Here is a 26,491-nt window from a genome sequence, read left to right on the forward strand (position 1 = left end):
GGACCGCCACGGGGGACTGACGCCTTAGTAGCTGCTCGAACCGCCCGCACCGGAGAAGCCAGAGCTGAAGGAGCTGTTGGTGCCGGAGGACGCCGACTGCTGGGCGGCGCGCTCGGCCTGCACGTTGGAATTGTGCCAGCTGCTCAGCATCACGTAGGGGACGTAGCTGGGGTACCAGTAGTTGTTGTCGTACAGGCGCGGGCGCTGGAGCGGGTTGCGCTCCTTCACGTCGCTGAATTCGCGCTCCTTCACCTCGTCGAGCACCAGGCGGTAGTCCTCGAGCACCCGCACGAACTCGTCCACGAAGCCCGGGTCGGCGGGGTTGCGGTCCAGCCAGTCGATGCGGCCCTCCAGGTCCGCCAGCCGCCCGCGCAGCGCGGGGGAGCTCACGCCTCGGTTCGCCTTCTTCACGTCCTTGCGCAGCTCGGTCAGCCCGGCGCGGCGCGCGGCGGCGTCGCCCTGCTCCATGGCGAAGAGGCGGTTGATGTTGTCCTCGGCGGTGGAGACGTGGCGCACCGACTCCGCGGCCTCGGCGATCTGCTTGTGGTGGTCCCACACCTGCTTGTCGTCGTTGACGTCGACCGACCCGAAACCGTTCGCACCGGAGACGGCCTCGTGCATGCCCAGGAAGCGGTCGCGCACCTCGGCCCACTCCTTGCGCAGCTCGCGGTCCGCGAACGCCGAGCTCACGGAGTTGGCGCGCACATCCACTTCGTCGAGGCGCTGGCCCAGCTCCGCGTACTCGCGGGTGACCAGCTCGTAGTCCTTCCGGCCCTGAGCAATCGCTTCACGACGCTTCTTCTGCCGCGCCACCACAAGGCTCCCGCCCGCGAGGGTGGCGGCACCGGTGCCCACGCCCGCAACGGTGGCGTTGGTGATGCGCGCGGACGTCCCCTCGCCGGCGGCGTAGTCTTCGATCTCCTGCGCGTCGGTGGCCTTACTGGCCCCGGCGAACAGCGCGGCGGGGATGTTGTTGTCGCGCATCCCGGGCTTGATGGCGTCGTTCACCGGCTCGGCCCGCTGGCCCTTACGCAGGTAGAGCTGGTTCGCTACGTCCTCCCCGGCGAAGGCGAACACCTTCCGGTTGTCGGTACCCGCGCCGATGATGAGCACACCGTCGGCGAACTTGTCCCTGCCGATCTCCTCGGGTCGGTTCACCCGGAGGTACTCCTCCACGGAGTCGTTCACGTTCTCGCGAGTCTGGCCCAGCACCAGATAATGCAGGGTGTGCACCGTGTCGGGCACGTCTAGGCGCCGGGCATCGGACTCCAGGCGCGCCTCGTCCTCGGGGGTCAGCACGTCCTGGGGGTCGTCGACAAGCACGCGCGGCGCGCCGGTGGTGGCCACGGCGACCTGGTCGCGGCCGGGTACATCCGTCATCGCCGCCGCGGCGCCCCCCACACCGAGCGCGACGAGGCCCGCGACGCCTGCCACCGTGCTGTACTTCCATGCGGATGCCATGCGGTGGAGCCTATCGGGGTTAGAAGGGTTCCGCTATCGCACGGGCAATGATCACCGCCGCGGGATCGAACTGCTCCACCATGCGGCCCTCGACCTCGTCGAGGGTGTTGGGCGTGAGGAACCAGCCGGACCACGCGTCCTTGGCGGGGGAGAAGCCTCCGTCGCCGCGGCCGATGAGGTTGAGGGTGGCGTCGCGGATCCACAGGGGCCCCACCAGGTCGGCGTTCTCGCTCACGTCCACCAGGGCCGTGTCCTCCTCGTAGGCCACGACCGTGCAGCGCTCAAGAAGCTGGGTGAAGAGCGCCTGCGCCTGTTCCTGGGCGCCCTCGGAGCCGAGGTAGACCACGCTGACGAGGGAGAGCTCAGCACCCGGCTGGACGTCGTCGCGGCTGAGCAGGCCCGAGATTCCGCCGATCTGGGAGGGGAAGCGGGCGGGGGTGAAGGGGTCGTCGATGAAGAAGGTGTCTATCTCCGTGTCGCGGTCCACGCCCGTGAAGTCCACGAGCGCATTGGCCTCGTAGAGCTGCATCTCCTCCGGGGCGGCGAGGTTGCCGTACGCGGCCTCGGTGCGCAGGTCCCACAGCGCGTAGGGGGCGTCGATCGGGTGCGGGCCGGGTGAGACCGCCAGCACCGTTGCGGGAGACTCCCGCACGCGGCGCGCGTAGACCGAGTAGGCCTCCTCCGCGTCGGCGGGGTGGGCCAGGAACAGGGTGGTGACGATCTCCGCGCTCATTCCCCCAAGGATACGGGCGGGCGCAAATGCCATGTTTCACGTGAAACATCGCGTTCCCCGTATCGCACCCCACCTATACTGTGCGGGTACATCCCATCCCCACTACGGATCGTTCGGCACGTTCCTGCCGATGGAGGAAATCATGGCAACAGTGACCTTTGACCAGGCCACCCGGGTCTACCCCGGGGCGGAAAAGCCGAGCGTCGACAAGCTCAGCCTGGAAATCGCGGACGGTGAGTTCCTCGTCCTCGTCGGGCCCTCGGGCTCGGGCAAGTCCACCGCGCTTCGCATGCTCGCGGGGTTGGAGGAGACCAACGAGGGCCGCATCTTCATCGGCGACCGCGACGTGACCACGATGGAGCCCAAGGAGCGCGACATCGCCATGGTGTTCCAGAACTACGCGCTCTACCCGCACATGTCCGTGCGCGACAACATGGGCTTCGCCCTCAAGCTCGCGGGTATGGGCAAGGCGGAGATCAACGAGCGCGTCGAGGCCGCCGCGAAGACCCTCGACCTCACCGAGTTCCTCGACCGCAAGCCCAAGGCCCTGTCCGGCGGCCAGCGCCAGCGCGTGGCCATGGGCCGCGCCATCGTGCGCGAGCCGCAGGTGTTCCTCATGGACGAGCCGCTGTCCAACCTCGACGCGAAGCTGCGCGTGCAGACACGCACGCAAATCGCCAGCCTGCAGCGCCGCATGGGCGTGACCACCCTCTACGTCACCCACGACCAAACCGAGGCGCTGACCATGGGCGACCGCATCGCCGTACTCAACTTCGGCGTGCTGCAGCAGGTGGGCACCCCGCGCGAGCTCTACGACCACCCGGACAACGTCTTCGTCGCCGGCTTCATCGGCTCGCCGGCCATGAACCTCTCCACCTTCCGCGTCGAGGGCTCCGGGGACGCGGCCGTCGCGCGCCTCGGCTCCGCGGCCATCCCGCTGCCCCGCGAGTACGCCGACGCGCTCACCCCGGCGGACAACGGCGAGATCATCCTCGGCTTCCGCCCCGAGGCGCTGCGCCTCGTCGGCGGGGAGGTCCAGCACACCATCCCGGTCGAGGTGGAGTTTGTCGAGGAGCTCGGCTCCGACTCCTACCTCTACGGCCAGCTCGCCGGCGGCGGCTGGGCGGCCGAGGGGTCCAGCCCCGAGTCCACCGGGCACATCGTCGTGCGCACGCCCCCGCTCTCCGGGGTGCAGCCCGGTGACGTGATCCACGTCCAGATCGAGGAGGGCGGCCTCCACGCCTTCTCCAAGCAATCCGGAATGACGTTTGAAAGGTGACTAGACCGCGATTGTCGCACCCGTGATTACCGTGCCGGTCTTTACAATCAAAGCGATACATCACCGACTTAGCATTCGATCCTAAACCACTTCACCAACACGAACCGATTAAGGAAAAGGTGTCACCTGCATGAAAGAACCTGGCCAGGACACGATGGATTTCCATTCTTTGACAGAGGATGACCAGCTAACTCTGACGCGCGAAGAGATCGAAGATCTCGAATTTCCCGCAGCGCAGCCGCCCACTGTCACTTATGCCGGGCAAGATTTTGATGTTGAAGGGCTGGTGCGCAGACTCGACCGCGGCGACATTGTTATCCCTTCTTTCGGTGAAACCGCAGATGACATCGAAACCGCCGGCTTCCAGCGAGGGTTTGTCTGGCGAAAACCACAAATGGATAGGTTCGTTGAATCTCTCCTGCTCGGTTTCCCAATCCCAGGAATTTTTCTTGTCAGACAAGGCGATGGGCGGATGCTAGTACTTGACGGCCAGCAACGCCTGCGCACTTTGTCCCACTTCTATGACGGATTGTTCTCGGGCAGGGAATTTTCTTTGAACTACGTTTCCGAGACGTTTAGGGGGCTCACCTACAGGAACCTCCCAGCAGAGTTACGACGAAAGCTAGATAACACTTTCATGCAGACCGTTATTGTTACGGCGCAGCCTGATGCGGACAATATGGACGCTATCTATCAAATTTTTGAGCGGCTGAACTCTGGTGGCACCCAACTAACCGCTCATGAAATTCGTGTGGCGCTGTTTGCCGGGCCCATTATCGAGTACTTGGAGACGTTGAACCGGAGCCCCGATTGGCGCCAGTTATACGGGCGAAAAAATAAGCGAATTAGAGACCAGGAGTTGGTCGCCAGAATCCTCGCTCTTTTCCTACATTCAGACGAATATTCCCGGCCCCTAAAGACTTTTATTAACAAGTTCTTGGAAGCCAATCGTAACGGAGTAAGAGACGAAACACGGCAGGCGGGAGAATTGTTCTTGCAGGCCTCGTCCTTACTGAGCGAAAACTTTGGTGAGGACGCTCTGCGGAGGGCATCTAAGCAAGTCAACAACGCCTGGACAGACGGTCTTTACTTCGGGATCATGAAGAGATTGTCGCAAGGCCCGTTGGATGTAGAGGAGTTAAAGTCAGGTTACGACTCGCTCCGCAAGAACGAGGAATTTCAGAGATTTTCTACGAGTTCAAGCGCTGACGAGCAGCAAGTTAAGCAACGTTTACAGATTGCCGAAGAAAGTTTCGGCACTAAATGACACCTGAGAAAGTTATGTCATGGCCCTCCGTCGAAATTATCAACAGCCGTAATGACATTCAATGCCTGCGCGCCGAATTAGATTCACTCAGTGCCGACAATGACACAATTGAACGGGCGATGTGTCGATTCTTGGTGATTCGCTCGTGTGGATATATCGAATTGTGCGTGGAGCGCGGATTGTTGGATACCTTGGCATACGAAGCATCTCCTTCCGTGCTTTCGTATGTCGAGTCAGGTTTTTTCAAAGGTCGGAATCCTAAACCCGGGAAAATTGATAGCCTTCTACGGAGCTTTCGAGTTGAATGGGCAGAAGAAGTTGCTGATCTTTTGGGGAAGGATGACGAACTCCTAAAACGGGAGCTGGAGTTCTTAGTGTCGAAGCGCAACAGCATCGCTCACGGCCAAAGCGATAGTTTAGGTCGGCGGAAAGCTCTCGACTTGTGTGACTACGCGATTATGATTGGGGATGGCATTCTTGAAATCCTCATGCCACAGAAGGTCAAACCAGTCTAGTAGGTAATTCATTGGGAATCGATGCTGGATTTGGCGTCCGCCAGAAATCATGTGCCCCGTATCTCAATGCCGAGATACGGGGCACATGGATGTGCAGGGTGGGCTGGTTTACTTAGAATTGCCCTCGTCCTCGCGCTCCTCCTCGAGCTTGTAACCCTCGATGGAACCCGCGGCGAAGCGGTTGACGATCATCGCGATCGCGCCGTCACCCGTGACGTTGGCGGCCGTGCCGAACGAGTCGATGACGATGTAGGCGGCGATCATGAGCGAGACCATCGAGTCGTCGAAGCCGAGGTTGGACTGCAGCAGGCCCACGGCCGCCATAATCGCTCCGCCCGGCACGCCCGGGGCGGCGACCATCATGATGCCCAGCAGGAGGATGAAGCCCGCGATCTGGCCCGGTCCGATGGGCAGGGAGCCCATGTAGACGATGGCGAGGGCGTAGAGGGTGATCTTCATCATCGAGCCGGAGAGGTGGATCGTCGCGCAGAGCGGGACCACGAAGCCGGCGACGTTCTCGTCCACCTTGTTCTTCAGCGTGGACTCGTAGGTGACCGGGATGGTCGCGGCGGAGGAGGAGGTGCCCAGCGCGGTGAAGTAGGCGGGCAGCATGTTCCTCAGCGAGGTGAAGGGGTTGCGGCCCGCGACCGCGCCGGCGACGAGGTACTGGAGGATGACGATCACGATGGTCATCGCCACCGCGAGGACCAGCACGCGCCCGAAGGCGGACATGGTGGAACCGAGGTTGTCGTTCATGCCGAGGTTAAGGAAGGTGCCGAAGATGAACACCGGCAGCAGGGGAATGACGAAGACCTTGACCACCTTCATCACCACCGATTCCAGCTCGGTGAAGAACTTGTACATGGTGTCGGACTTCACGGCCGTCATGCCCAGGCCCACCACGAAGGCGAGCAGCAGGCCCGCCATGACCTCGAACGGCGCGGGCATGTCAACCTCGAAGAACGGGCTGAGCCCACCGGCCTCCGGGTCGTCGACGGTGGTGATCAAGCTGCGGTCGCCGAGCAGCGAGGGGTAGAGCGCCGAGGACAGGCCCCAGGCGATCATGCCGGAGATAATGGTGGAGCCGTAGGCCAAGCCGGCGGTGAGCCCGAGCCACTTGCCGGCACCGCGGCCGAGCCCCGCGATGGCCGGGGTGATCAGCGAGAAGATCAGGACAGGGACGAAGAATCCCAGGAAGTTGGAGAACAGGCCGTTGAAGGTGATGAACACCCGGGCCAGCCAAACGGGGAAGAACATGCTGCAGAGGATGCCGAGCAGAATTGCCACGACGATCCAGAAGAGCAGCGAGTTCAAGACTTTCGATTTCATGTACGAGCCTTTTCACTCGACCCGGGTCCGGGTCATTTACAAAGGGGACAGTCTGAATAGACAACCCTAAACCTATACGTCAGGGGTACCCGCCGGGCCGATTACCTCACGGTTTGTGTGCGCCGGTTCAGCTTTTTGCGCGCCGATGGGCTCCCCGGAGCGCTTTCGGGGCCGCGATGAGCCCGGGTTATGCTGATGTGCATGAGTGCAGCAAACCTCGTCGCCGGCATCCTCCTCCTCGTTCTCGCGCTCGCCCTGATCGTCCCGGGCGCGATGGCCACCGCAGGCAAGCTGCCGGGCAACTCCGTCTTCGGGCTCCGCGTGCCGGAGGTTCGCAAGGACAAGGCGATCTGGGACCAGGCGCACCGGGTCGCGGGCCCGATCTGGCTCTTCTCCGGCGTCGCGCTCGCTTTCGGCGCCGCCTTCGCCTTCCTCGCCAACGGCTGGATGTGGGTCGTCCCCGCCATCTTCGCCATCGCGGCGGTGGTGGGCTTCTCGGTCGCGGGTAACTTCGGGGCGCGCGCCGCCGCGCTTATCGACGCCTCCCGCGATACCCAGGCGAACCCGGAACCCGCCCCCGGGGCGCCCTCGCCCCAGGTTGACCTCGGCGCGCTGCGCAAGGCGGCCGGCCGCGCCGACGAGGGTGGCGCCCGGTGATGTTTCACGTGAAACATTGAGTTTCCGCTGCGCCCTCCGCCCTCCGGCGGGGGGTGTTTTTTCTGCGCGGGGCGGGTGGGCGTCGAAAAGCCTTGCGCGGCCGTGTGATGCCCGCTACTCTTTCCCCTGTGACTTCCACCATCTTGAACGCAACCGCTGCGCCCGCGCAGTGGTGGTGGCGCGCGTAGACGGCGTGCCACCCATTTAGTCACACTCTCGGCCCGCCGGCTTGGACCACCAAGCACCGCGGGTCTTTTTGTTCCCAGTACCCCGGTGAAGGAAACGACACAAGGACGTACGAATGAGGAACCCCCACCCCGCGACAGCCCGCGTGGACGTGAAGTACCACGCGGACGCGTCGAGCTTGTTCGCGCACCTCGGCGGCCCCCGCGCCACCGATGCGGTGCTACTCGAGTCGGCGGACATCACCACCCGCTCGGGACTCCAGTCCGTGGCCGTGCTTGCGGCGTCGCTGCGCGTCACCTGCAACGGGCCCCACGTAACCGTCGAGCCCCTGACCCCCTCCGGTGAGGTGCTCGCCGCCGACCTGGCCGAGCGCCTGGGTGACTACGCAGCGGGGGAGAACACCTTCGACTTTCCCGCCTCCACCGCCGCCGACGAGCGCGAGCGCCTCACCGCCACCTCCAGCGCCGAGGTTCTGCGCGCGCTCAGCACCGGGGCCGGGTACCGCGAGGGGGACTTCCCGTTCCTCGCGGGTGGAATGGCCTTCGACTACCTGGCCACCTTTGAGACGCTGCCCGGCGTGGGGGAATCCGCCAACACCTACCCGGACTACCAGTTCGTGGTCGCGGAGACGCTCCTGCGCATCGACCACCGGGAGCGCACCGCCTACCTGGCGGGAATTTCCCTCGACGGAACCACCCCGGACCTCAACGCCCTGGCGCGGTGCATCGACAACGCCGATCCCGCCCGGCCGGCACCCGCCGACGTGGCGGAGACGCTCACCGTCACCGCCGACATCTCCGACGAGGAGTTCCGCAGGGACGTGGACACGCTCAAGGGCCACATCGAGAACGGCGACATCTACCAGGTGGTGCCGGCCCGCACCTTCACCACCGCGTGCCCGGACGCCTTCGCCGCCTACCAGCGCCTGCGCGAGACCAACCCCTCGCCCTACATGTTCTACGTGCGCGGGTTGGACCGCGCCGGCGAGCCCTACGAGCTCTTCGGCGCCTCCCCTGAATCGAACCTGAAGTTCAACTCCGCGACCCGCGAGGTGCAGCTCTACCCGATCGCAGGCACCCGCCCGCGCGGCCTCAACCCCGACGGCAGCGTGAACCACGAGCTGGACACGCGCATGGAGCTGCAGCTGCGCACCGACGCGAAGGAGGTGGCGGAACACACGATGCTGGTGGACCTCGCCCGCAACGACATGGCCCGCGTGGCCGTGCCCGGCAGCCGCCGCGTCGCCGACCTGCTCCAGGTGGACCGCTACTCCCGCGTCATGCACCTGGTCTCCCGCGTCACCGCCACCCTGGCCCCGGACCTGGACGCCCTGGACGCCTACCGCGCCTGCATGAACATGGGCACCCTCACCGGTGCGCCGAAGCTGCGCGCCACGGAGCTCATCCGGGAACTCGAGGGAGCGCGCCGCGGCTCCTACGGCGGCGCGGTGGGCTACCTCACCGGCACCGGGGACATGGACAACTGCATCGTCATCCGCTCGGCCTACGTCACCGGCGGGGTCGCGGCCGTGCAGGCCGGCGCCGGTGTGGTGCGCGATTCCGACCCACAGGCCGAGGCCGACGAGACCCTGCACAAGGCGTACGCGGTGCTCAACGCCATCGCGCTCGCCGCCGGAGCAACCCTGGAGGTGGTCAAGTGACCCGCCGCGGCCCGATCGTCCTGCTGGATAACCAGGACTCCTTCGTTTACAACCTCGTCGACGCCCTCAGCGCCCACGAGACGGTGGTCTACCGCAACACCGTTGCGGCGCAGCGCGTGCTTGACGCGGGCCCCAGCCTCATCGTGCTCTCGCCCGGGCCCGGGTACCCGGGGCAGGCGGGCTGCATGATGGAGCTCATCCGCCTTGCGCAGGGCAGGGTGCCCATCCTGGGCATCTGCCTGGGCTTCCAGGCGCTGGTCGAGCACTTCGGGGGGCGCGTGCAGCCCTGCGGGGCGGTGCATGGGGCGTCGATAAGCATGGAGCTCGAGCCCGCCGGGCTGGCCTCGCCGATCTTCCGCGGCCTCACCGTGGGCGGCACCCCGGACTCGCCCGGCCGCGAGGTGCCAGTCGCGCGGTACCACTCCCTGGGGGCCATCGAGCTGCCGGAGGGCTTGCACGCGCTGGCGCGCACGGACACGCAGCTTGGCGACGTCATCATGGCCGCGGCCTCCGACGACGGCATGTCCCTGGGGCTGCAGTTCCACCCCGAATCCATCCTCACACCCGGCGGCCCGCTGATCCTGGAACGCTGCGTGGACGAACTGACACAGAAAGGCGCGAACTGATGGCGAGCGACAAAGCCCTGGAGATCCTGAGGCGCTTCCTGGACAACCCGGAGCCCACGCTGGAGGAGGCTATCGAGGCCTTCACCCCGCTGACCGTCGGGGACTACGACGACGTGCACATCGCGGCGCTGCTGGCCACCGTGCGCACGCGCGGGGAAACCTTCGCCGATGTCGCCGGAGCAGCGCGGGCGTTCCTGCGGGCGGGGCGGCCCTTCCCGGTCACGGGGGAGGGGATCATGGACACCGCCGGCACGGGCGGCGACGGCGCGAACACCATCAACATCACCACCGCGGCCTCCCTCGTGGCCGCCGCCGGCGGGGTGAAGATGATCAAGTGCGGCAACCGCTCCGTGTCCTCCAAGTCCGGGTCGGCGGACGTGCTGGAGGCGCTGAACATCCCGCTCGACCTGGACCCGGAGCGCGCGGTGCGCCAGTTCGAATCGTCCAACTTCACGTTCCTCTTCGCCCCGGCCTACAACCCGGCGATCGCCCACGTCCAGCCGGTGCGCAAGTCGCTCGGCATCCCCACGCTGTTCAACACGATGGGGCCCCTGCTCAGCCCGGGTAGGCCGGAGTTTCAGATAATGGGGATTGCCAACCCTCGGCAGGGCCAATTAATTGCCAGCACCATGAAGGAGCTGGGGCGGGGCCGCGCACTTGTCGTCCACGGGGCGGGGACCGACGAGATCGCCCTGCACGGGGAAACGCAGATCTGGGAGCTCGGCCGCGACGGGTCCATCGAACACTACACCATCACGCCGTCTGATCTGGGCCTGCCCACCCACGCACTCGAGGAGCTCCGCGGGGGGAGCGGGGAGGAGAACGCCGCGATGATGCGCGCCACCTTCGCGGGGCAGGGACCCGACGCACACCGCGATGCCGTCGCCGCCGCGGCCGCGGCGATGTTCTACCTCTACGGCACGGCGGACACGATGCGGGCCGGGGTCGAACACGCGCTCGGGCTGATTGCAGACGGCACCGTCTCACAGTGGCTCGCGACACACGAGGAGGCCGATTACAGTGCCTAACATGCCCACGGTCCTGGAGGGAATCGTCCAGGGGCGTTTACGTCACATTGACGAAATAAAGGGGCGTATTTCCCACGTGGACCCCGCAACCTTGGCCCGCTCCGAGCGCTCCCTCTACGACAACCTTGCCCGACCGGGTGCGCAGTACATCATGGAGTGCAAGTCCGCCTCGCCTTCGCTGGGGACGATCCGGGCGCACTACGAACCGGGGGAGATCGCCTCCGTCTATTCGCGCTACGCGGCCGGCATCTCAGTGCTGTGCGAACCCGACCGCTTCGGCGGGGACTACGACCACCTGGCCGCCGTCGCCGCGACGACCCACCTGCCGGTGCTGTGCAAGGACTTCATCGTCGACGAGGCCCAGATCCACGCGGCGCGCTACTTCGGCGCCGACGCCGTCCTGCTCATGCTGAGCGTGCTTGACGACGCCACCTACGCCGCCCTCTCCGCCGAGGCGGAGCGCCTGGGCATGGACGTGCTCACGGAGGTCATCGACGAGGAGGAGGCTCGACGTGCGACGGCGCTGGGGGCCCGGATCTACGGGATCAACCACCGAAATCTCCACGACCTCTCGATCGACCTCTCCCGCTCCGCCCGCCTCGCACCGCTCGCGCCCGAGGGCGCTCTGGTGGTGTCCGAGTCGGGGATCCGCGATGCGGAGACGATCCGCCGCCTCGGGGGCCATTCGGACGGGTTCCTGGTCGGTTCGCAGCTCACCGGCCAGCCGGACGTGGACCTCGCAGCACGGGAGCTGGTCTACGGGCCGAACAAGGTCTGCGGGCTCACGTCAACCTCCGCGGCGCAGGCGGCCCGGGCGTGCGGTGCCGTGTACGGCGGGCTGATCTTCGAGGATACGTCGTCGCGCAATGTTTCACGTGAAACATCGGAGAAGATCATGGCTTCCGAGCCCCACCTGCGGTACGTCGCCGTCTCGCGGCGCGCAGAAGGCTGGGCGGAGCTTGCTCTGGAGGGGGTCCACGCCGTTCAGGTTCACGCCCCCTACCAGGGGTCCATCGCCGCCGAAACCGACCTCGTCCGCCGGGTGCGCGACGAGGTGGGGGAGGGCGTCGAGGTCTGGCGCGCGGTGTCCATGAGCCGGCCGGAGGGACCGCAGGTGGCCACGGCGCTGCTCGGGGACGTCGACAAGCTCGTGCTCGATGCCCACGACGGCGGTTCGGGCGAGGCCTTCGAGTGGGCGCAGGTGCCGGAGGAGGTCAAGGGCATGGCTCTGCTCGCGGGGGGACTCGGACCGGACAACGTGGGCGGCGCGCTCCGCGTCGGGTGCGCGGGCGTGGACCTCAACTCGGGCGTCGAGTACCCGGCCGGCGCGGGTGCCTGGGCGGGCGCGAAGGACGCGGGCGCCATGCGACGGACCTTCGAGACAATCAGAAACTTCCACTACTAAACGCAAGGACGCGAACATGACCGACTACACGCACGGCGGGAGCACGCTCCTGCCGGCCTACTACGGAGAATTCGGCGGGCAGTTCGTCCCCGAGTCGCTCCTCCCGGCGCTCGACGAGCTCGAGCGGGCCTTCGTGGCCGCGTGGGGGAGCGAGGAGTTCATGCAGGAGTACCGCGCGCTCCTGCGCGACTACCTCGGCCGGCCCACACCCCTCACCGAGTGCCGCAACCTCCCGCTGGGGGACACGCCCGCGAGGATCTTCCTCAAGCGCGAGGACCTGGTGCACGGCGGCGCCCACAAGACCAACCAGGTGATCGGGCAGGCGCTGCTGGCCAAGAAGATGGGCAAGACCCGCATCATCGCGGAGACCGGTGCGGGCCAGCACGGCACCGCCACCGCGCTGGCGTGCGCGCTGCTCGACCTCGACTGCGTGGTCTACATGGGCGTGGAGGACATGGCCCGCCAGGAGCCCAACGTCTACCGCATGCGCCTCATGGGCGCGGAGGTCGTGGGCGTCGACTCCGGCTCCGGCACCCTGAAGGACGCCGTGAACGAGGCCCTGCGCGACTGGACCGCCACCTTCCACGAGTCCCACTACCTGCTCGGCACGGCGGCCGGGCCGCACCCCTTCCCGAAGATGGTGAAGGAGTTCCACCGCGTCATCTCCCAGGAGGCGCGGGCCCAGATGATCGAGCGCACCGGGGCGCTGCCGGATGTGGTCGTCGCCTGCGTCGGCGGCGGCTCGAACGCAATCGGCATGTTCGCCGACTTCATCGACGACGAGGGCGTCCAGCTCGTCGGCACCGAGCCGGGAGGCGAGGGCGTGGGCGTGGGCAAGCACGGCGCCGCCATTGCCGCCGGGACCGTGGGCATCCTCCACGGTACCCGCTCCTACCTCATGCGCAATGACGACGGCCAGGTGGAGGAGTCCTACTCCATCTCAGCGGGCCTGGACTACCCGGCCGTCGGCCCCGAGCACGCCCACCTGGCCAAGACCGGTCGCGCGCAGTACGTGCCCGTCAACGACGAGGACGCCCTGCTGGCCTTCCAGCTCCTGTCCAAGTACGAGGGCATCATCCCCGCCCTCGAATCCTCCCACGCGATGGCCTACGCCCTGAAGCGCGCCGAGGAAGCCACCGAACCCGTGAACATCCTGGTCTCCCTGTCCGGCCGCGGCGACAAGGACGTCGCCCACGTGCGCGCCACCCTGGACCAGCACCCCGACTGGGTGATCACCAAGACCCACGAGAGGGAGAACTAACCATGTCCCGCTACGACACCACCTTCGCCGCGCTCAAGGAAAAGGGGGAGGGCGCGTTCGTGTCCTTCGTGATGCTGGGCGACCCGAACCCCGCCGATGCCCTGGAGATCATCCGCACCATCGTCGACGCCGGTGCCGACGCCCTCGAGCTGGGCGTGCCCTTCTCCGACCCCGTGGCCGACGGCCCGACGATCCAGAAGGCGCACATCCGCGCCCTGGACGGAGGGGCGAGCGTCGACAAGGCCCTCGAGCAGGTGCGCACCATCCGCTCCGAGTACCCCGACCTGCCGATCGGCATGCTCATCTACGCCAACGTCGCGTACGTGCGTGGGGTCGAGGACTTCTACCGCGAGTTCGCGGAGGCGGGCGCCGACAGCATCCTGCTTCCCGACGTCCCCGTGCGCGAGGGCCGGCCCTTCAGCCAGGCCGCCGAGGCCCACGGCATCGCGCCGATCTACATCGCCCCCGCCAAGGCGTCCGCGCAAACCCTCGAGGGGGTCGCGGCGCAGTCCCGCGGCTACATCTATGCCATTTCGCGCGACGGGGTCACAGGCACCGAACGGGAGTCCTCCGTGGAGGGGCTCCGCGACGTGGTGGAGAACGTCCAGCGCTTCGGCGGCGCCCCGGTGCTCCTCGGCTTCGGCATTTCCTCCCCCGAACATGTCCGCGCAGCCGTCCAGGCGGGAGCGGCGGGCGCGATCACCGGTTCCGCGATCACCTCCATCATCGACCGCCACACCGAGGGGACGCACCCGAGCCCGGGGCGGGTGCGGGACATGGGGGCGCTCAAGGAGGAGCTGAGCAGCTTTGTCTCCCGCATGAAGGCCGCGACGCGCGGGGAGTGAGGCCGGGTGGCCGGGTTGGGCCTTCGGGCTGGACCGCTGGGCTAGACTCTGACGCATGACCTGCTCACGACGCCTTTTCCTGCTCGGTTCCGCCACCACCTTCGCGGGCGCCTTCCTCGCCGCCTGCGGCAAGAACCCCTCGGAGGACGTGGCCAAGACCGAGGTGCCGGTCGGCAGCGCGGTGATCCTGGACAAGGTGATCATCGCCCAGCCCACCGAGGGCCACTTCGTCGCCTACTCCACCACCTGCCCCCACGAGTTCAAGAAAATCACCCAGGTGCAGGGTGACATCGTGCGCTGCACCGCCCACGGCTCACGCTTCAGCATCGCCGACGGCTCCGTTGTCAACGGCCCCGCGGTGCGCGGGATGCGCCAGGTCGAGCTGGCCGAGCAGGGCGACCGCCTGGTGGCCACGGACTCCGAGAAGTAATTCACGTCCCGCCCGCCGCGGGGGAGCGGGGACGGGGCGCCCGGAGGTTCGTAAACTGGGCGCATGCCCGTTCCCTCCTTCCTCAAAGACCCGCTGATCCAGGGGATCCTGGCAGCAGTCGTGCTGGCGGTGCTCCTTCCCGCGCACGGCACCTTCGCGGCCGTCTTCGGCACCGCCACCAAGCTCGCCATCGCGCTGCTCTTCTTCCTATACGGCGCACGCCTCTCCACGCGCGAGGCCCTCCGGGGCCTGACGCACTGGCGGCTGCACCTCACCATCCTCCTGTTCACCTTCGTGGCCTACCCGCTCGTCGGCCTGGCCCTGCGGCCCATCACGGGATTCATCTCCGAGGAGGTCTACCAGGGCATTCTCTACGCCATGCTGGTGCCCTCCACGGTGCAGTCCTCCGTCGCGCTGACCGGCATCGCGCGCGGCAACGTTTCCGGGGCCGTCGTCGCGGCCAGCCTCTCCAGCCTGGTCGGCGTGTTCGCCACCCCGCTGCTCGTCATGCTGCTCATGGGCGCCGGTGACGGCATACACATAGACAGCGGTGTTTTCGTTGACATCGCCCTGCAGCTGCTCCTGCCGTTCATTCTGGGCCAGCTGGCGCACAACTTCGTTCCCCGGGTGAAGGACGTCGCCGGCGCAAAGGCGACCAAGCTGGTGGACCGGGGCTCCATCTGGATGGTGGTCTACTCCGCCTTCTCCCGTGGCATGGTCGCAGGTGTGTGGGGCCAGGTCTCCCCGTGGGAGATCGTCTTTCTGGTCGCGCTGGCCGCCGCGCTGGTCATCTCCATGCTCGCCATCACGAATGCGGTCCCCAAGGCCCTCGGATTCGGCTACGCGGACCGCGTGGCCATCCAGATGTGCGGCACGCAAAAGTCGCTTGCAGCCGGCCTGCCCATGGCCTCGGTCATCTTCGGCGGGGCCTCCCTGGGCATCCTCATCGTGCCGCTGATGATCTACCACCTGATCCAGCTGATGATTTGTTCCTCGCTCGCCGCGCGCTACGCTCGGGTAGCACCCGCCGAGGCCTGAAGGAGTTGTTTCACGTGAAACATTACGTACGCATCCATTACGAGGTGCCCGAGCTCGGGGGACAGCTCCTCAACATCGCCGAGCTCGAGGAGGTTTCGCCCACCCAGTGCACGATGGTCCGCATGATCGAGCTCACCCCGGAGGAGACCATCACCGGGGTCTACGCCGACGGGCGCGTCACCGGCCAAGCCAACGAGCCCACGGATGTTGTCCCGCACCCCGACAGCTACGCCCAGTTCGAGGGCATCACCGCCACGTCGCTCACACCGGAGGAGTTCGAGGGCCTCTGGGAGGAGGCCAGGGCGAAGTTCCCCGAGCTCTAAGCCGCGCTTGTCGACGCCCCCGCGCACCGCACGGGGGATTTTTTCTGCCTCAGAACGCCAGGTTGACCAGGACCATGTAGAGCGCGGTGCCGGCGAGGATGGACAGGACCGCGGAGCGTCGCCACGCGTGGAGGCCCAGGGTGAACAGCGCCGCGGCGAGCGCGGCCCACACCCCTCCCGGGGTGTCGCGTGCGCCGGCGAGGGTGTAGACCACGAGGACCGTCAACACCCCGACCGGCATGGCGTTGCCGAGAAACTCCACGAACGGGCTGCCCTTGAGCAGGCGCAGGAAGGAGAAGGGCAGGGCGCGCAGGATGAGGGTTACCACCGCGATGGGGAGCAGCACCGCCGCCACGTGCGCGGGGGTCACACCCGCGGGCAGGCCCACTACGGTGCCTCCCGGCGCAGCGCGGTGTCGAGGCGCGGGTTCCAGAAGCGGAGGAGCAGCACCGCGAAATAGGCGACGAGGGCGATCATGAGCATGTTCGCCGGTGCCGCGAGGGCGGCGAGAACGCCGATCCCGCCGGCGATGACCACGGCGGACCAGTCGCGCGAGGCGGCGAAGGCCTCGTAGGCGAGGACGACGAAGAGGGCGGTGAGCGCGAACTCCATTCCGCGCACGCCCGCGGGGATGACCTCCCCGGCCAGCGCCCCGACGATGCCGGGAAGAACCCACAGGGCCTGACAGAGGAGCTGGATGGTCAGCACCCGCGCCCCGGAGCGGGGGCGTGTCGCAGAGGCGATGGCGTAGGACTCGTCGGTGAGCGCGTAGGTGGAGTAGGCCCGCCCCGCCCGCGAGCGCACCAGGTGGCGGGGGAAGGTCAGCCCGTAGAAGATGTGGCGGAAGTTGACCATGAACCCCGTCACGGCCGCGGATACCGGGCCGATGCCGGCGGTGACCATAGTGATGGCCAGGAACTCCATGGACCCGGCGTAGATGACGAGGGAGAACACCGGCGTCCACCACCAGGCGAAGCCGGACTGTGTCATGAGCAGGCCAAAGGCGAGGCCCAGTGGGATCAGGCCGAGGCCGACGAGGGCGGTGTCACGGGACCCCTGGAGAATCTCGGCCCGCGTGGAGCCCGAGCCGCCCACCCCGGAGTTCGATGTTTCACGTGAAACATTCATCTAGTTCTGTTCAATGTCCTCGGGGAACGTGGCAAAGAGGGGCAGGGGCATCGCCTGGCGCCGCATGACATCCCCCCACAGGTCCGCCGAACCCGGGGCAATCACGTCGCCGGGCAGCGCGGGTGCGACAAACCAGTCGCCCCGCTCGATCTCCTCCTCAAGCTGGCCGGCCTCCCACTGCGCCGTGCCCACGAAGATGCGCACGCCCTCGAGGAGCGGCTCGAGGTCCCCGGGCTGGGCGTGCAGGTCCAGATGGACCAGGCGGTTGGCCAGGCGGGTGAACTCCGGGTGCTCCTCGATGGCGACGCCGTTCCTGGTCACGCCCACGGCCACCCCCGCCTGCGGGCCCACGGGCCCACCCACGTAGAAGGCCTGCGGTTTGGCCACGAGGGGCAGCCAGTCGGGAAGGACGTTGTACACGGCCGTCTCGCTGCGCCGGTTGATGATGATGCCAAGCGTTCCGCCGGCGGTGTGCTCGAGCACGAGCACGACGGTGCGCGCGAACTCGGGGGAGACCATTCCGGGCGCCGCCACCAACAGGGATCCCGCCTCCGGCTCCGCGCGCTCCAGAGCGTTGAACAGGCGGTCGGCGTAAAAGTACTCAGGCATTTTCGTTCTCCCACCACTTCTTCAGTTCCGCAACGGCCTCGTCGTGGTCCAGCTGGCCGCGCTCGAGGCGCAGCTCCTTCATGTACTTCCACGCCCGGCCCACCTCGGGGCCGGGGGAGAGGCCGAGGATCTCCATGATCTCGTTGCCGTCGATGTCCGGGCGAACCTTCGCCAGGTCCTCCTTCTCGGCCAGCTCCGCGATGCGCTCCTCCAGGTGGTCGTAGGTGCGCTGGAGCCGCCGCGCCTTCCTGGGGTTGCGCGTGGTGCAGTCCGCGCGCACGAGCTTGTTCAACCGCGGGAGGAGCTCACCGGCATCGGTGACGTAGCGGCGCACCGCGGAGTCCGTCCACTGCCCCTCGCCGAAACCGTGGAAGCGCATGTGCAGGTACACCAGCTGGCCCACATCCTCGATGACGTGCTTGGGGTACTTCAGCTGCCGCATCCGCTTGCGGGCCAGCTTCGCGCCCACCACCTCGTGGTGGTGGAAGGTCACGCCGCCACCCTCCTTGGGAGCGCGGGTGTCGGGCTTGCCGATGTCGTGCAGGAGCGCCGCCCAGCGCAGCTCCAGGTCCGGGCCCTCTTCCTCCAGCTCCGCCGCCTGCCGCAGCACCGTCAGGGAGTGGCGGTAGACGTCCTTGTGCTGCATGTGCTCGTCGGTCTCCAACTGCAGCGCGGGAACCTCGGGCAGCACCACATCGGCGATCCCGGTGGCCACCAGCAGGTCCATCCCCTCCCAGGGGCGCACGCCGAGCATGAGCTTGTCCAGCTCCGCCTGCACGCGCTCGACGGTGATGCGCCCGATCTCACCGGCCATCCCGCTCATCGCCGCGTAGACGCGCTCGGCGACGGTGAAGCCCAGCTGGGAGACGAAGCGGGCGGCGCGCAGCATGCGCAGCGGGTCGTCGCGGAAGGAGACCTCCGGTGCCTGCGGCGTGTCCAGGCGGCGGTGCAGAACGTCATCCAGCCCGCCGACGGGGTCGTGGAAGACGGGCGCGAGGGAGCCGTCGGAAAGCGAAAGCTCGATGGCCATCGCGTTGCACGCGAAGTCGCGCCGCACGAGGTCGCCCTCGAGCGAATCGCCGAAGGTGACCTCCGGGTTGCGGGTCACACCGTCGTAGAGGTCGGAGCGGAAGGTGGTGATCTCCACCTGCTGGCCGTGCTTGACCGCGGACACGGTGCCGAACTCGATGCCCGTGTCCCATGTCTTCTCACCCCACGCGCCGAGGATCTCCGCGATGACCGCGGGCCGCGCCGAGGTGGTGAAGTCGAGGTCGTTGCCCAGCCTTCCCAGCATCGCATCGCGCACGGGCCCGCCCACAAGGTATAAGGACTCACCCCGCTCAGCGAAGAGGGCCGCCAGGGGCTCCAGGAGGGGAGCGAGCTTCTCGACGGCCCCCTGCGCCCGCGCCATCAACGCCACCGGCGCGGCGGGATCGGCGGGGTCGGGCAGGTCGAACAGCGGTGCGTAATTCTCAGGCGTTGTCACCCGTACCAGGATACCCGGCGGAAAGTGCGGCTCCCGGCGGCCCTGTTAAGTACCACAAAGCCCAGCCGGGCGGATACGATAATGCGGATGACTAAGGACACTCGGCCCGGCTCGGGCGACTCTGGAGGCCCCAAGGGCGAGGGTCACCGCAGGCGCGGACGGCGCCGGCGCGGGTCCCGGCCTGCCGGAAACCCGCAGCAGGGCGGGGCGGGGGACAACCCCGGCCGGGGCGGGGGTGCCGGCGGCGGCGACGGCCGGGGCGCCGAAGCCAAGCCGGGCGGCCCGCAGGGAGGCGCACAGGGAGGCGCCAAACCGGGACCGAACAAACCCGGAGGGGCCAAACCGGGCGGAAACAAGCCCGGCGCGCACGCATCCGGCGGCGGCAAGCAGGGTGGAAGCAAGCAGGGCGGGAACAAGCCCGGCGCCAAGAACTCGGGGCGCAACCGTAAGGGCCGGGGCGGTTCCTCGCGCGGGCGCGGCAGGGGCGGCCGCCCCTCGGGCGGCTCCCGCGGCGGGGGGCGCTACCGCCAGAACCAGCGCAGCCCGCGGCACTCCCACTACGCGGATTCCTCCATGGAGCTGCGCGACGAGACGTCGGCGGGCGGGCTCGTCGTCTCCGGCATGGCCGAGGCCGTGGCCCCGAACGGCGACGTGGACCTCTCGCGCATCTACGTCGCGCTCATCGGCCGCCTCGACCGCCGCGGCCGCCTTTTGTGGTCCATGCCGAAGGGGCACGTCGAACCCGGCGAGCACCAGTGGACAACCGCCGAGCGCGAGGTATGGGAGGAAACCGGAATCTCGGGGGAGGCCTTCGAGACCCTCGGGGTGATCGACTACTGGTTCGTCTCGGACGGTGTGCGCATCCACAAGACCGTGCACCACAACCTGCTGCGCTTCGTCGACGGCATCCTCAACGACGAGGACCCGGAGGTTACCGAGGTGACCTGGGTGCCCATGAGCGAGCTGATCGAGCACCTCGCCTACGCCGACGAACGCAAGCTCGCCCGCATCGCCTACGACCGCATGCCCGAGCTCGCGAGAAAGGAAGCGGAAGCCGGAAGGGCCACTCCACGATGAGACCGGTCAACCCGCTGGGTGCGTTGCGCGGGGGGTGGCGCCGTGCGGTGTCGGCCGCCGCCGCCGCGGCCCTCGCGGGAACCACCCTGGCCCCGGGTGCGGCATCGGCACAGACGGCGAGCCCCGCCGACCCGTCCAACCCGTCGCGCTCCATCGCCATCCCCACCGACCCGGACAACCCCTACGTCTCCGGGCAGTGGGCCAACTCCGACATCCGGGACGGGGAGGGTGAGCGCGCCACCGTCGAGCTGGTCAATGGCCCGGAGGTCATCGGGGCGCACGACCCGGTGCAGGTCACGCTGCGCATCACGAACACCTCGGGTGAGACGCTCGAGGGCCTCAGCGTCACACCCCGGCGCGGGCCAGCCACCGGCTCGCTGTGGGACCAGCGCGTCGCCGCGGTCGCCGACCTGGGGGAGTACTCCGTGGTGGGGCGCACGAGGAACGTCGACAAGCACCTCGCCCCGGGGGAATCCACCGACGTGGCCCTGCAGGTCCTGGAGGACGAGCTGCCCCTGCCCGGGCTGTCCACGTACCCGCTGATGTTCGTGCTCGCCGAGGACGGCGCGGTGCTCGACACCGAACGTTTCCACCTCTCCGTGCGCGGCGCGGGGGAGGGCAGGGCGCCCGGGCTGAGCGCGCTGTACCCCGTCTCCGCGCCGGTGGACATCGTCCCGGGTGAGACGGGCGAGGCGCCGGACACCCCGCCGCTCATCCTCTCCTCGGAGAACCTCGCCGATCAGCTCGCCCCCGACGGCCGCCTCAGCAAGCTTGTCGACGTCTACTCGGCCGCCACCACCCAGCCCGCCGTGGCCCAGGCGTCCTGCATGAGCCTGGACCCGGCACTGGTGGACACCGTCGCGCGCATGGCCAGGGGCTACACCGTGTCCCAGACCCGCCCCGACGTGGTGGAGGAACCCAAACGCCTGCGCGACAGCTGGGGCACGCAGGATGACACCCCGGCCGGATCACCGGGGCGCGGCAGCGAGGATGCCCGGAAGTGGCTGGACGAGGTCGGCGACATCGCCTCCTCGGGCTGCGTCGTCGCCATGCCGTGGGCCAACGCGGACCTCAACGCCGTGGCGCGCACCGGCGACGTCTGGCTCATGCGCGAAGCCGTCGAGCGCGGCCCCTCCACCCTGGCGCGCGTGCTGGGCCAGGCCGGGGTGGCCAACGCCGTCGTAGCCCCCTCGGGGTATCTCGGGCCCGGTGCCGCGGCTGGCATGGGCTGGGCGGACAGGGCCAACGCGGCCGGAGCCGGGCTGGACGGGGCGTGGGAGGAGGCGCAGCTGGCCGCGGGACAGGGCGCCAGCGGGCGCCTCGAGGGGGAGGGGCGAGCCACCCTGGAGCGTCCGGACCTGCCGGGTGTCGGCGGTGTGGCCGCGCCGGCTCCCGCGTCCACCGTGCGGGTGCTGGTGGCCTCCAACACCGTGCGGCACGACCCGGTCGGGCAGCGCTTCTCCTGGGTCGCGCCCGGGGTGCAGGCGGTGGAGTACCAGGATTCCCTCGCCTCCACGCTGGCGGCGGTGGGGCCCCACCCCGAGACCACCGGCTACTCCGCCGAGGGCCTGCGCTACAACCTCACCGATGACTCCACCCGCGCCCGCGCGGTCAACGCAGCCTCGGCGGTGCGCCTGGCCGCGCAGCAGGCACGCGGCGCGGGCGGCGAGGAGGAACCGGCGCCGATCCTGGTCAATCCCCCAGCGGCCTGGGACCCGGACTCCGCCGCCACCGTGATGCGGGCGGTGGGGGACACGCTGGCCGACTCCGCCCGCCCCATGACCCTCGACGCCTACCTCACCGCCCCGGCCGATGCCCGGATTCCCCCGGCCGAATGGACGGGCACCCCCAACGCCGACCCCACCGTGTACGCGGACTCCGAGGTTCTCACCGCGGGCCAGCAGGCGCGCTTCGCCAACGACCTCTCCGCGCTCCTCGTGGCGGATCCCGCCATCGCCCTGACCCGCTACGGTTTCACCCTGCCGCTGCGCCGCGATCTTCTGGTCTCCCTGTCCTCCACGGGTCGGCGCGCGAAGGACTCCTACCGCGATGCCGAGGAGGCGACGCGCAGCCGCCTGGCCGGAAGCCGCGACATGATGAACGGCCTGCGCTCCTCCGTCGCCCTCATCCCGCCGGGGAATGTCTACACCCGCGCCTCCGCGTCCTCGCCGCTGCTCATCGTGGCGGAGAACGGCCTGCCGCTGCCGGTGGACTCGACCATCCTCTACACCGGCCCCGAGGGAGCGCGCCTCAACGTCCCCGGTGACCTGCGCATCCCCGCCCACGGCTCCGTCACGGTGCAGATGACCGCGGACCTGCCCGACAACCGGGACACCGACCTGCAGCTCTTCCTCGCCTCACCCCAGAAGGTGCCCATCTCGCAGCCGGTGGACATCTCGGTGCGCACCGCCGGCATCGCCCTGCGCGGCTGGGCGTTCATCGCGGCGCTGGCGGTGTTCCTCGCGCTGCTGCTCCTCTTCGGGGTCGGACGCCACCGCCGCGCGCGCGGCCCCACACGCCCGACCCCGACGCAGGCCCCACCCGATTCCGCAGCTGACCCCAGCGACGAGCCCCGAGGCTCGGCGACCCGATAGGAGAACCCCCCACGTGACCCACCAGGAACCGCTCCAGCAACCAGCTGGCCTGAGGAGCCGCATCGTCACGCCCGCCCCTCCCGCGCCGGTGCCCGCGCCGCGCGAGAAGAAGCCGACCCCGGAGGAGCAGGTCGCCGAGGACCGCTCGGCCCTGACCACAAGCCCCTCCGGGGAGACGCTGGCCACGCCCGCCGACGCCGACACGGCCGCGACCGGCCAGACGAGCAACTCCGATGTGGTGCGCTCCACCGGCTCCATGGCCGTGGCCACGCTGATCTCGCGCATCACCGGCTTCCTGCGCACGGTGCTGATCGGCGCCGCCCTCGGCGGGCCCGTGGCCTCCGCGTTCAACACCGCGAACACGCTGCCGAACCTCATCACGGAAATCGTGCTTGGCTCCGTGCTCTCCGCCCTGGTGGTCCCGGTGCTCGTGCGCGCCGAGAAGGAGGACGAGGACCACGGCACGACGTTCATCCGCCGCCTGTTCACCCTCACCCTGACGCTGATGACGGTGGTCACGCTCCTCGCGGTCGTCGCCGCACCGCTGCTCACCCGCCTCATGCTCAAGGACACGGGCCGCGTCAACGTGGTCCAGTCCACCTCCTTCGCGTACCTCCTGCTGCCGCAGATCTTCTTCTACGGGATGTTCTCCCTGTTCATGGCGATCCTGAACACGAAGGAGCATTTCCGGCCCGGCGCGTGGGCGCCGGTGGCCAACAACGTGGTCTCCATCGCGGTGCTGCTTCTGTACATGCTGCTGCCGGGGGAGCTCAACCCGGCCGCACCCGCGTCGGTGGCCAACCCGCACGTGCTGCTTCTGGGCCTGGGCACCACGCTGGGCGTCGTCACGCAATGCGTGATCATGATGCCGGCGCTGCGCCGGCTCGGCATCGACCTGCGCCCCCTGTGGGGCATCGATGACCGCCTGAAGGCCTTCGGCGGGATGGCGCTGGCGATTGTCGCCTACGTGGCGGTGAGCCAACTGGGTTACGTGGTGACCACCCGCATCGCGTCGGTGGCGGACAGCTCCGCGCCGTTCATCTACCAGCAGCACTGGATGCTGCTGCAGGTGCCCTACGGCGTCATCGGTGTCACCCTGCTCACCGCGATCATGCCCCGCCTGTCCCGCAACGCGGCCGACGGTGACCACCAGGCCGTGGTGCGCGACCTGACCCTGGGCACGCAGCTGACGTTCATCGCGCTGATCCCGATGATCGTGTTCATGACGGCGCTGGGCCCCGACATCGGCCACGCGCTGTTCGCCTACGGCAACTTCGACCCCGACCTCGCCCGCACCCTGGGCCTGACGGTGAGCTTCTCGGCGTTCACGCTCATCCCCTACGCGCTGGTGATGCTGCACCTGCGCGTCTTCTACGCCCGCGAGGAAGCCTGGACGCCGACGTTCATCATCGCGGGCATCACCGCCACCAAAGTGGTGCTGAGCTACCTCTCGCCGATTGTTGCGTCCTCCACGCAGACCATCGTCGTCCTGCTCGGCGCGGCCAACGGATTCGGTTTCGTCGCCGGCGCGATCATCGGCGCCTTCCTGCTCAAGCGCAAGCTGGGCACCCTCGAATCCCGCGCCGTGCTGCGCACCTCCATGTGGGCGCTGGGCTCCTCGGTGGTCGGTGTCGCCGCCACCCTGGCGCTGCGGTGGCTGGTGCGCGACGCCCTCGGCCTGGACTTCGCCGTCGGCTTCGGCAAACTCATCGGTGCGCCATCCGTGGGCTTCCTCGTCGAGATCATCGTCCTCGGGCTGATCTTCCTGGTCATCACCGGCCTGGTCCTCTCGCGCTCCCGCCTGCCCGAGGTGCAGAACCTGGGCCGCGCCCTGACCCGCATCCCGGGCGTGGGCCGCCTGATCAGGTACGACGAGGACAAAGCCATCGAGGTCGGTGAGGTCGACCCGCGCGACCTGTCGCACCAGTTCCTCGCCTCGGACACCTTCAACGCCTCCCCGGTGCCGCCGCCCATGTCCGCCGGCGTGGTGCGCGGCCCGCGCCTCGTTCCCGGCGCCTCCGTCTCGGACGGCCGCTTCCGTCTCATCCGCGACCACGGTGCCACCACGGGTGCCCGCTTCTGGCAGGCCCGCGAGGTGGCCACGGACCGCATGGTCGCGCTCACGTTCGTGGACACGACCGGCTCCGCACCCATGGCCCCGGCAACCCCGCGCCAGGCCGCCATCGACGCCGCAGGCGTGGCGCGGCGCACCCGCAAGCTCGCCGGCCTGGGCCACCCCGCAGTGGCGGACAACATCCAGATCCTGTCCTACCGCTCCGGCGCCCTCGTCGTGGCGGACTGGATCCCCGGCACGACGCTGAAGAACGTCGCCGAGTCGGGGCAGACGCTCCACGCCGAGGCCGTCGCCCACGCCCTGGCCCCGCTCGCCAGCGCCATCGGCACCGCCCACGATGCCGGGGTGCCCCTCGGCCTGGACAACCGCAACCGCCTGCGCGTGTCCACCGAGGGGATCGTGCGCCTCGCCTTCCCGGCGGTGCTGCCGGACGCCTCCACCGAGGAGGACGCCGGGGCCCTGGCCTCCGCGCTGACCCTGCTGACCACCAACGTCAGCTCCGACGCCCTCGACGGCGTCACCGCGGAAACGCGCAAGCTTGCCGACGCCCCCTCCGCCGAACCGGGGGAGTTCCGCTCGATTGCCACGACGCTGGAGGTCATCGGCTCAGGGGAGGAGGAGCGTCCCGCCCAGGTCTCCGGCACCCCCGGGGACGATGCGGACGACGCGCGCGGCACGGACGAGCCCGAAACCCCCGAGGGCACCTCGCACCGCGTGCACGACCTCAGCGCGGCCGTCGCCGCCGGGCGGCGCGCGCCCGAGCCCGACCCGGAGGCGCTCAGCGGCGGTTTCGGGCGCAAGGCCTACCGCCCCGCCTCCCTCGTGCTCATCCTCTCGCTGGTCATCGGCGCGGTGGTGCTCATCGCGGTGCTCACGGCCTACCTCGTCGGCGCCCTTGGCGGTCACGGGCCCAACGCGCCCGTGACCTCGAGCTCCGTCGAGGAGGGCGCGGAGAAGATCGGTGAGACCGCCGCGGCGGGCCCGGCCGTGATCATCGGGCCCATGACCGCCTCGCAGTGGGACGGCACCGGCACCGGCGGCGCCGCCCTCGCCGCCGACGGCGACCACGCCACCACGTGGGCCCCGGTGGCCGGCCAGGCCCTCACCCTTGAGCCTTCGAGCGGCACGGAGTTCACCCCCTCGAAGGTGAGCGTGGACACCGCCGCCGGGGGAGCGTTCACCGTGTACGGGGTGCCTGAGGACGCGCCCCGCGACCTGGGCGCCCTGCCCGAGCTCGGTTCGGGCACCCTGCGGGAGGGTGAGACGGAGCTCGACGTGCAGTCCCACCAGCACCTCACGGCGCTGGTGGTGCGCTTCGACGCGCCCGCCGAGGTGCGCGAGGTCGCGGTGGCGGGCCGTACGTTCCCCTAGGCGGACCCACTTAAGTGTGCGCCCCCGCCCGGGGAGGTCGGCGGGGGCGGGGCACACTGAGGGGGTCAGTTCAACGGGGGAGCACCCCTTCGGAGCATTCGGGGGAATG

At 68.6% G+C, this 26,491-nt stretch carries 23 protein-coding genes; 16 read left to right on the top strand and 7 right to left on the bottom strand.

The features are described from left to right. Positions 1 to 24: 24 nt before the first annotated feature. Both B3611_RS07400 and B3611_RS07405 read right to left on the bottom strand, forming a co-directional pair. Positions 25 to 1,461 (bottom strand): DUF5129 domain-containing protein, encoded by a 1,437-nt coding sequence (locus tag B3611_RS07400; RefSeq protein ID WP_291314442.1) that lies wholly within the window; start codon positions 1,459 to 1,461, stop codon positions 25 to 27. Between the two features lie 19 nt (positions 1,462 to 1,480). Beyond that, positions 1,481 to 2,194, bottom strand: coding sequence for a hypothetical protein (locus tag B3611_RS07405; protein WP_291314443.1), 714 nt, complete (start codon positions 2,192 to 2,194; stop codon positions 1,481 to 1,483). A gap of 142 nt (positions 2,195 to 2,336) precedes the next feature. Between B3611_RS07405 and B3611_RS07410 the strand changes: the two genes are divergently transcribed. The 3 genes from B3611_RS07410 (at position 2,337) to B3611_RS07420 (ending at position 5,255) form a co-directional block, all read left to right on the top strand. Continuing rightward, on the top strand, positions 2,337 to 3,473 hold the full coding sequence (locus B3611_RS07410) for an ABC transporter ATP-binding protein (RefSeq protein ID WP_291314444.1): 1,137 nt from the start codon (positions 2,337 to 2,339) through the stop codon (positions 3,471 to 3,473). A 130-nt stretch (positions 3,474 to 3,603) separates the two neighbouring features. Further along, the gene (locus tag B3611_RS07415) at positions 3,604 to 4,740 is read left to right on the top strand and encodes a DUF262 domain-containing protein (protein WP_291314445.1); all 1,137 of its coding nucleotides are present in this window, start codon (positions 3,604 to 3,606) and stop codon (positions 4,738 to 4,740) included. After that, positions 4,737 to 5,255, top strand: coding sequence for a HEPN domain-containing protein (locus tag B3611_RS07420; protein ID WP_291314446.1), 519 nt, complete (start codon positions 4,737 to 4,739; stop codon positions 5,253 to 5,255). Before B3611_RS07415 ends, B3611_RS07420 begins: the two co-directional genes overlap by 4 nt. A gap of 108 nt (positions 5,256 to 5,363) precedes the next feature. Here B3611_RS07420 and B3611_RS07425 read toward each other — a convergent pair whose 3' ends face one another. Further along, positions 5,364 to 6,584 carry a dicarboxylate/amino acid:cation symporter gene (locus tag B3611_RS07425; RefSeq protein WP_291314447.1) on the bottom strand — a complete coding sequence of 407 codons (1,221 nt, stop codon included), beginning with the start codon at positions 6,582 to 6,584 and terminating at the stop codon, positions 5,364 to 5,366. 201 nt (positions 6,585 to 6,785) lie between these two features. Between B3611_RS07425 and B3611_RS07430 the strand changes: the two genes are divergently transcribed. From B3611_RS07430 to B3611_RS07475, 10 genes are all read left to right on the top strand, one after another. Continuing rightward, positions 6,786 to 7,241 carry an SdpI family protein gene (locus tag B3611_RS07430; protein ID WP_291314448.1) on the top strand — a complete coding sequence of 152 codons (456 nt, stop codon included), beginning with the start codon at positions 6,786 to 6,788 and terminating at the stop codon, positions 7,239 to 7,241. Between the two features lie 301 nt (positions 7,242 to 7,542). After that, positions 7,543 to 9,087, top strand: coding sequence for an anthranilate synthase component 1 (locus tag B3611_RS07435; protein ID WP_291314449.1), 1,545 nt, complete (start codon positions 7,543 to 7,545; stop codon positions 9,085 to 9,087). Next, a complete protein-coding gene (locus tag B3611_RS07440; RefSeq protein ID WP_291314450.1) occupies positions 9,084 to 9,713 on the top strand; it encodes a glutamine amidotransferase-related protein in 630 nt (209 codons plus the stop codon). The genes B3611_RS07435 and B3611_RS07440 overlap by 4 nt, the downstream gene beginning before the upstream one ends. Beyond that, a complete protein-coding gene (gene trpD, locus B3611_RS07445; protein ID WP_291314451.1) occupies positions 9,713 to 10,741 on the top strand; it encodes an anthranilate phosphoribosyltransferase in 1,029 nt (342 codons plus the stop codon). The genes B3611_RS07440 and trpD overlap by 1 nt, the downstream gene beginning before the upstream one ends. Next, the gene (gene trpCF / locus B3611_RS07450; protein WP_291314584.1) at positions 10,728 to 12,146 is read left to right on the top strand and encodes a bifunctional indole-3-glycerol-phosphate synthase TrpC/phosphoribosylanthranilate isomerase TrpF; all 1,419 of its coding nucleotides are present in this window, start codon (positions 10,728 to 10,730) and stop codon (positions 12,144 to 12,146) included. The genes trpD and trpCF overlap by 14 nt, the downstream gene beginning before the upstream one ends. Positions 12,147 to 12,162: 16 nt before the next feature. Then, positions 12,163 to 13,407 (top strand): tryptophan synthase subunit beta, encoded by a 1,245-nt coding sequence (gene trpB / locus B3611_RS07455; RefSeq protein WP_291314452.1) that lies wholly within the window; start codon positions 12,163 to 12,165, stop codon positions 13,405 to 13,407. A 2-nt stretch (positions 13,408 to 13,409) separates the two neighbouring features. Continuing rightward, positions 13,410 to 14,252 carry a tryptophan synthase subunit alpha gene (gene trpA, locus B3611_RS07460; protein ID WP_291314453.1) on the top strand — a complete coding sequence of 281 codons (843 nt, stop codon included), beginning with the start codon at positions 13,410 to 13,412 and terminating at the stop codon, positions 14,250 to 14,252. A 55-nt stretch (positions 14,253 to 14,307) separates the two neighbouring features. Beyond that, complete coding sequence (locus tag B3611_RS07465) at positions 14,308 to 14,682, top strand: Rieske (2Fe-2S) protein (protein WP_291314454.1); 375 nt, start codon at positions 14,308 to 14,310, stop codon at positions 14,680 to 14,682. 63 nt (positions 14,683 to 14,745) lie between these two features. After that, positions 14,746 to 15,720, top strand: coding sequence for a bile acid:sodium symporter family protein (locus B3611_RS07470; RefSeq protein WP_291314455.1), 975 nt, complete (start codon positions 14,746 to 14,748; stop codon positions 15,718 to 15,720). 14 nt (positions 15,721 to 15,734) lie between these two features. After that, entirely contained in the window at positions 15,735 to 16,043 is a 309-nt protein-coding gene (locus B3611_RS07475; protein ID WP_414646316.1) for a hypothetical protein, read from the top strand. A 49-nt stretch (positions 16,044 to 16,092) separates the two neighbouring features. Here B3611_RS07475 and B3611_RS07480 read toward each other — a convergent pair whose 3' ends face one another. The 4 genes from B3611_RS07480 to B3611_RS07495 are packed head-to-tail and all read right to left on the bottom strand — an operon-like array spanning position 16,093 to position 19,191. Next, positions 16,093 to 16,431, bottom strand: a complete 339-nt coding sequence (locus tag B3611_RS07480) for a branched-chain amino acid transporter permease (RefSeq protein ID WP_291314457.1) — start codon at positions 16,429 to 16,431, stop codon at positions 16,093 to 16,095. Further along, positions 16,431 to 17,171 carry an AzlC family ABC transporter permease gene (locus tag B3611_RS07485; RefSeq protein WP_291314458.1) on the bottom strand — a complete coding sequence of 247 codons (741 nt, stop codon included), beginning with the start codon at positions 17,169 to 17,171 and terminating at the stop codon, positions 16,431 to 16,433. The genes B3611_RS07480 and B3611_RS07485 overlap by 1 nt, the downstream gene beginning before the upstream one ends. Beyond that, complete coding sequence (locus B3611_RS07490) at positions 17,172 to 17,780, bottom strand: YqgE/AlgH family protein (protein WP_291314459.1); 609 nt, start codon at positions 17,778 to 17,780, stop codon at positions 17,172 to 17,174. Continuing rightward, positions 17,773 to 19,191, bottom strand: a complete 1,419-nt coding sequence (locus B3611_RS07495; protein WP_291314585.1) for a CCA tRNA nucleotidyltransferase — start codon at positions 19,189 to 19,191, stop codon at positions 17,773 to 17,775. The genes B3611_RS07490 and B3611_RS07495 overlap by 8 nt, the downstream gene beginning before the upstream one ends. 162 nt (positions 19,192 to 19,353) lie before the next feature. On the opposite strand from B3611_RS07495, the gene B3611_RS07500 reads away from it, so the two are divergent. From B3611_RS07500 to B3611_RS07510, 3 genes are read left to right on the top strand one after another with little or no spacing between them, the layout of a single operon-like run. Continuing rightward, a complete protein-coding gene (locus B3611_RS07500; protein WP_291314460.1) occupies positions 19,354 to 20,343 on the top strand; it encodes an NUDIX hydrolase in 990 nt (329 codons plus the stop codon). Continuing rightward, positions 20,340 to 22,937 (top strand): hypothetical protein, encoded by a 2,598-nt coding sequence (locus B3611_RS07505; RefSeq protein ID WP_291314461.1) that lies wholly within the window; start codon positions 20,340 to 20,342, stop codon positions 22,935 to 22,937. Before B3611_RS07500 ends, B3611_RS07505 begins: the two co-directional genes overlap by 4 nt. 13 nt (positions 22,938 to 22,950) lie before the next feature. Then, the gene (locus B3611_RS07510) at positions 22,951 to 26,382 is read left to right on the top strand and encodes a murein biosynthesis integral membrane protein MurJ (protein ID WP_291314462.1); all 3,432 of its coding nucleotides are present in this window, start codon (positions 22,951 to 22,953) and stop codon (positions 26,380 to 26,382) included. Positions 26,383 to 26,491 lie beyond the last annotated feature (109 nt).

Source organism: Corynebacterium sp. UBA2622 (assembly GCF_002339505.1).
GTDB lineage: Bacteria > Actinomycetota > Actinomycetes > Mycobacteriales > Mycobacteriaceae > Corynebacterium.

Excerpts from the sequence above, each read along its gene's own strand:
- B3611_RS07435 (WP_291314449.1), top strand. The coding sequence starts at position 7,543 with ATGAGGAACCCCCACCCCGCGACAGCCCGCGTGGACGTGAAGTACCAC.
- B3611_RS07495 (WP_291314585.1), bottom strand. The coding sequence starts at position 19,191 with ATGGCGCGGGCGCAGGGGGCCGTCGAGAAGCTCGCTCCCCTCCTGGAG.
- B3611_RS07490 (WP_291314459.1), bottom strand. The coding sequence starts at position 17,780 with ATGCCTGAGTACTTTTACGCCGACCGCCTGTTCAACGCTCTGGAGCGC.
- B3611_RS07420 (WP_291314446.1), top strand. The coding sequence starts at position 4,737 with ATGACACCTGAGAAAGTTATGTCATGGCCCTCCGTCGAAATTATCAAC.
- B3611_RS07415 (WP_291314445.1), top strand. The coding sequence starts at position 3,604 with ATGAAAGAACCTGGCCAGGACACGATGGATTTCCATTCTTTGACAGAG.
- B3611_RS07470 (WP_291314455.1), top strand. The coding sequence starts at position 14,746 with ATGCCCGTTCCCTCCTTCCTCAAAGACCCGCTGATCCAGGGGATCCTG.
- B3611_RS07505 (WP_291314461.1), top strand. The coding sequence starts at position 20,340 with ATGAGACCGGTCAACCCGCTGGGTGCGTTGCGCGGGGGGTGGCGCCGT.
- trpA (WP_291314453.1), top strand. The coding sequence starts at position 13,410 with ATGTCCCGCTACGACACCACCTTCGCCGCGCTCAAGGAAAAGGGGGAG.
- B3611_RS07500 (WP_291314460.1), top strand. The coding sequence starts at position 19,354 with ATGACTAAGGACACTCGGCCCGGCTCGGGCGACTCTGGAGGCCCCAAG.
- B3611_RS07400 (WP_291314442.1), bottom strand. The coding sequence starts at position 1,461 with ATGGCATCCGCATGGAAGTACAGCACGGTGGCAGGCGTCGCGGGCCTC.
- B3611_RS07465 (WP_291314454.1), top strand. The coding sequence starts at position 14,308 with ATGACCTGCTCACGACGCCTTTTCCTGCTCGGTTCCGCCACCACCTTC.
- trpB (WP_291314452.1), top strand. The coding sequence starts at position 12,163 with ATGACCGACTACACGCACGGCGGGAGCACGCTCCTGCCGGCCTACTAC.
- B3611_RS07405 (WP_291314443.1), bottom strand. The coding sequence starts at position 2,194 with ATGAGCGCGGAGATCGTCACCACCCTGTTCCTGGCCCACCCCGCCGAC.
- B3611_RS07410 (WP_291314444.1), top strand. The coding sequence starts at position 2,337 with ATGGCAACAGTGACCTTTGACCAGGCCACCCGGGTCTACCCCGGGGCG.
- B3611_RS07430 (WP_291314448.1), top strand. The coding sequence starts at position 6,786 with ATGAGTGCAGCAAACCTCGTCGCCGGCATCCTCCTCCTCGTTCTCGCG.
- trpD (WP_291314451.1), top strand. The coding sequence starts at position 9,713 with ATGGCGAGCGACAAAGCCCTGGAGATCCTGAGGCGCTTCCTGGACAAC.
- B3611_RS07425 (WP_291314447.1), bottom strand. The coding sequence starts at position 6,584 with ATGAAATCGAAAGTCTTGAACTCGCTGCTCTTCTGGATCGTCGTGGCA.
- B3611_RS07485 (WP_291314458.1), bottom strand. The coding sequence starts at position 17,171 with ATGAATGTTTCACGTGAAACATCGAACTCCGGGGTGGGCGGCTCGGGC.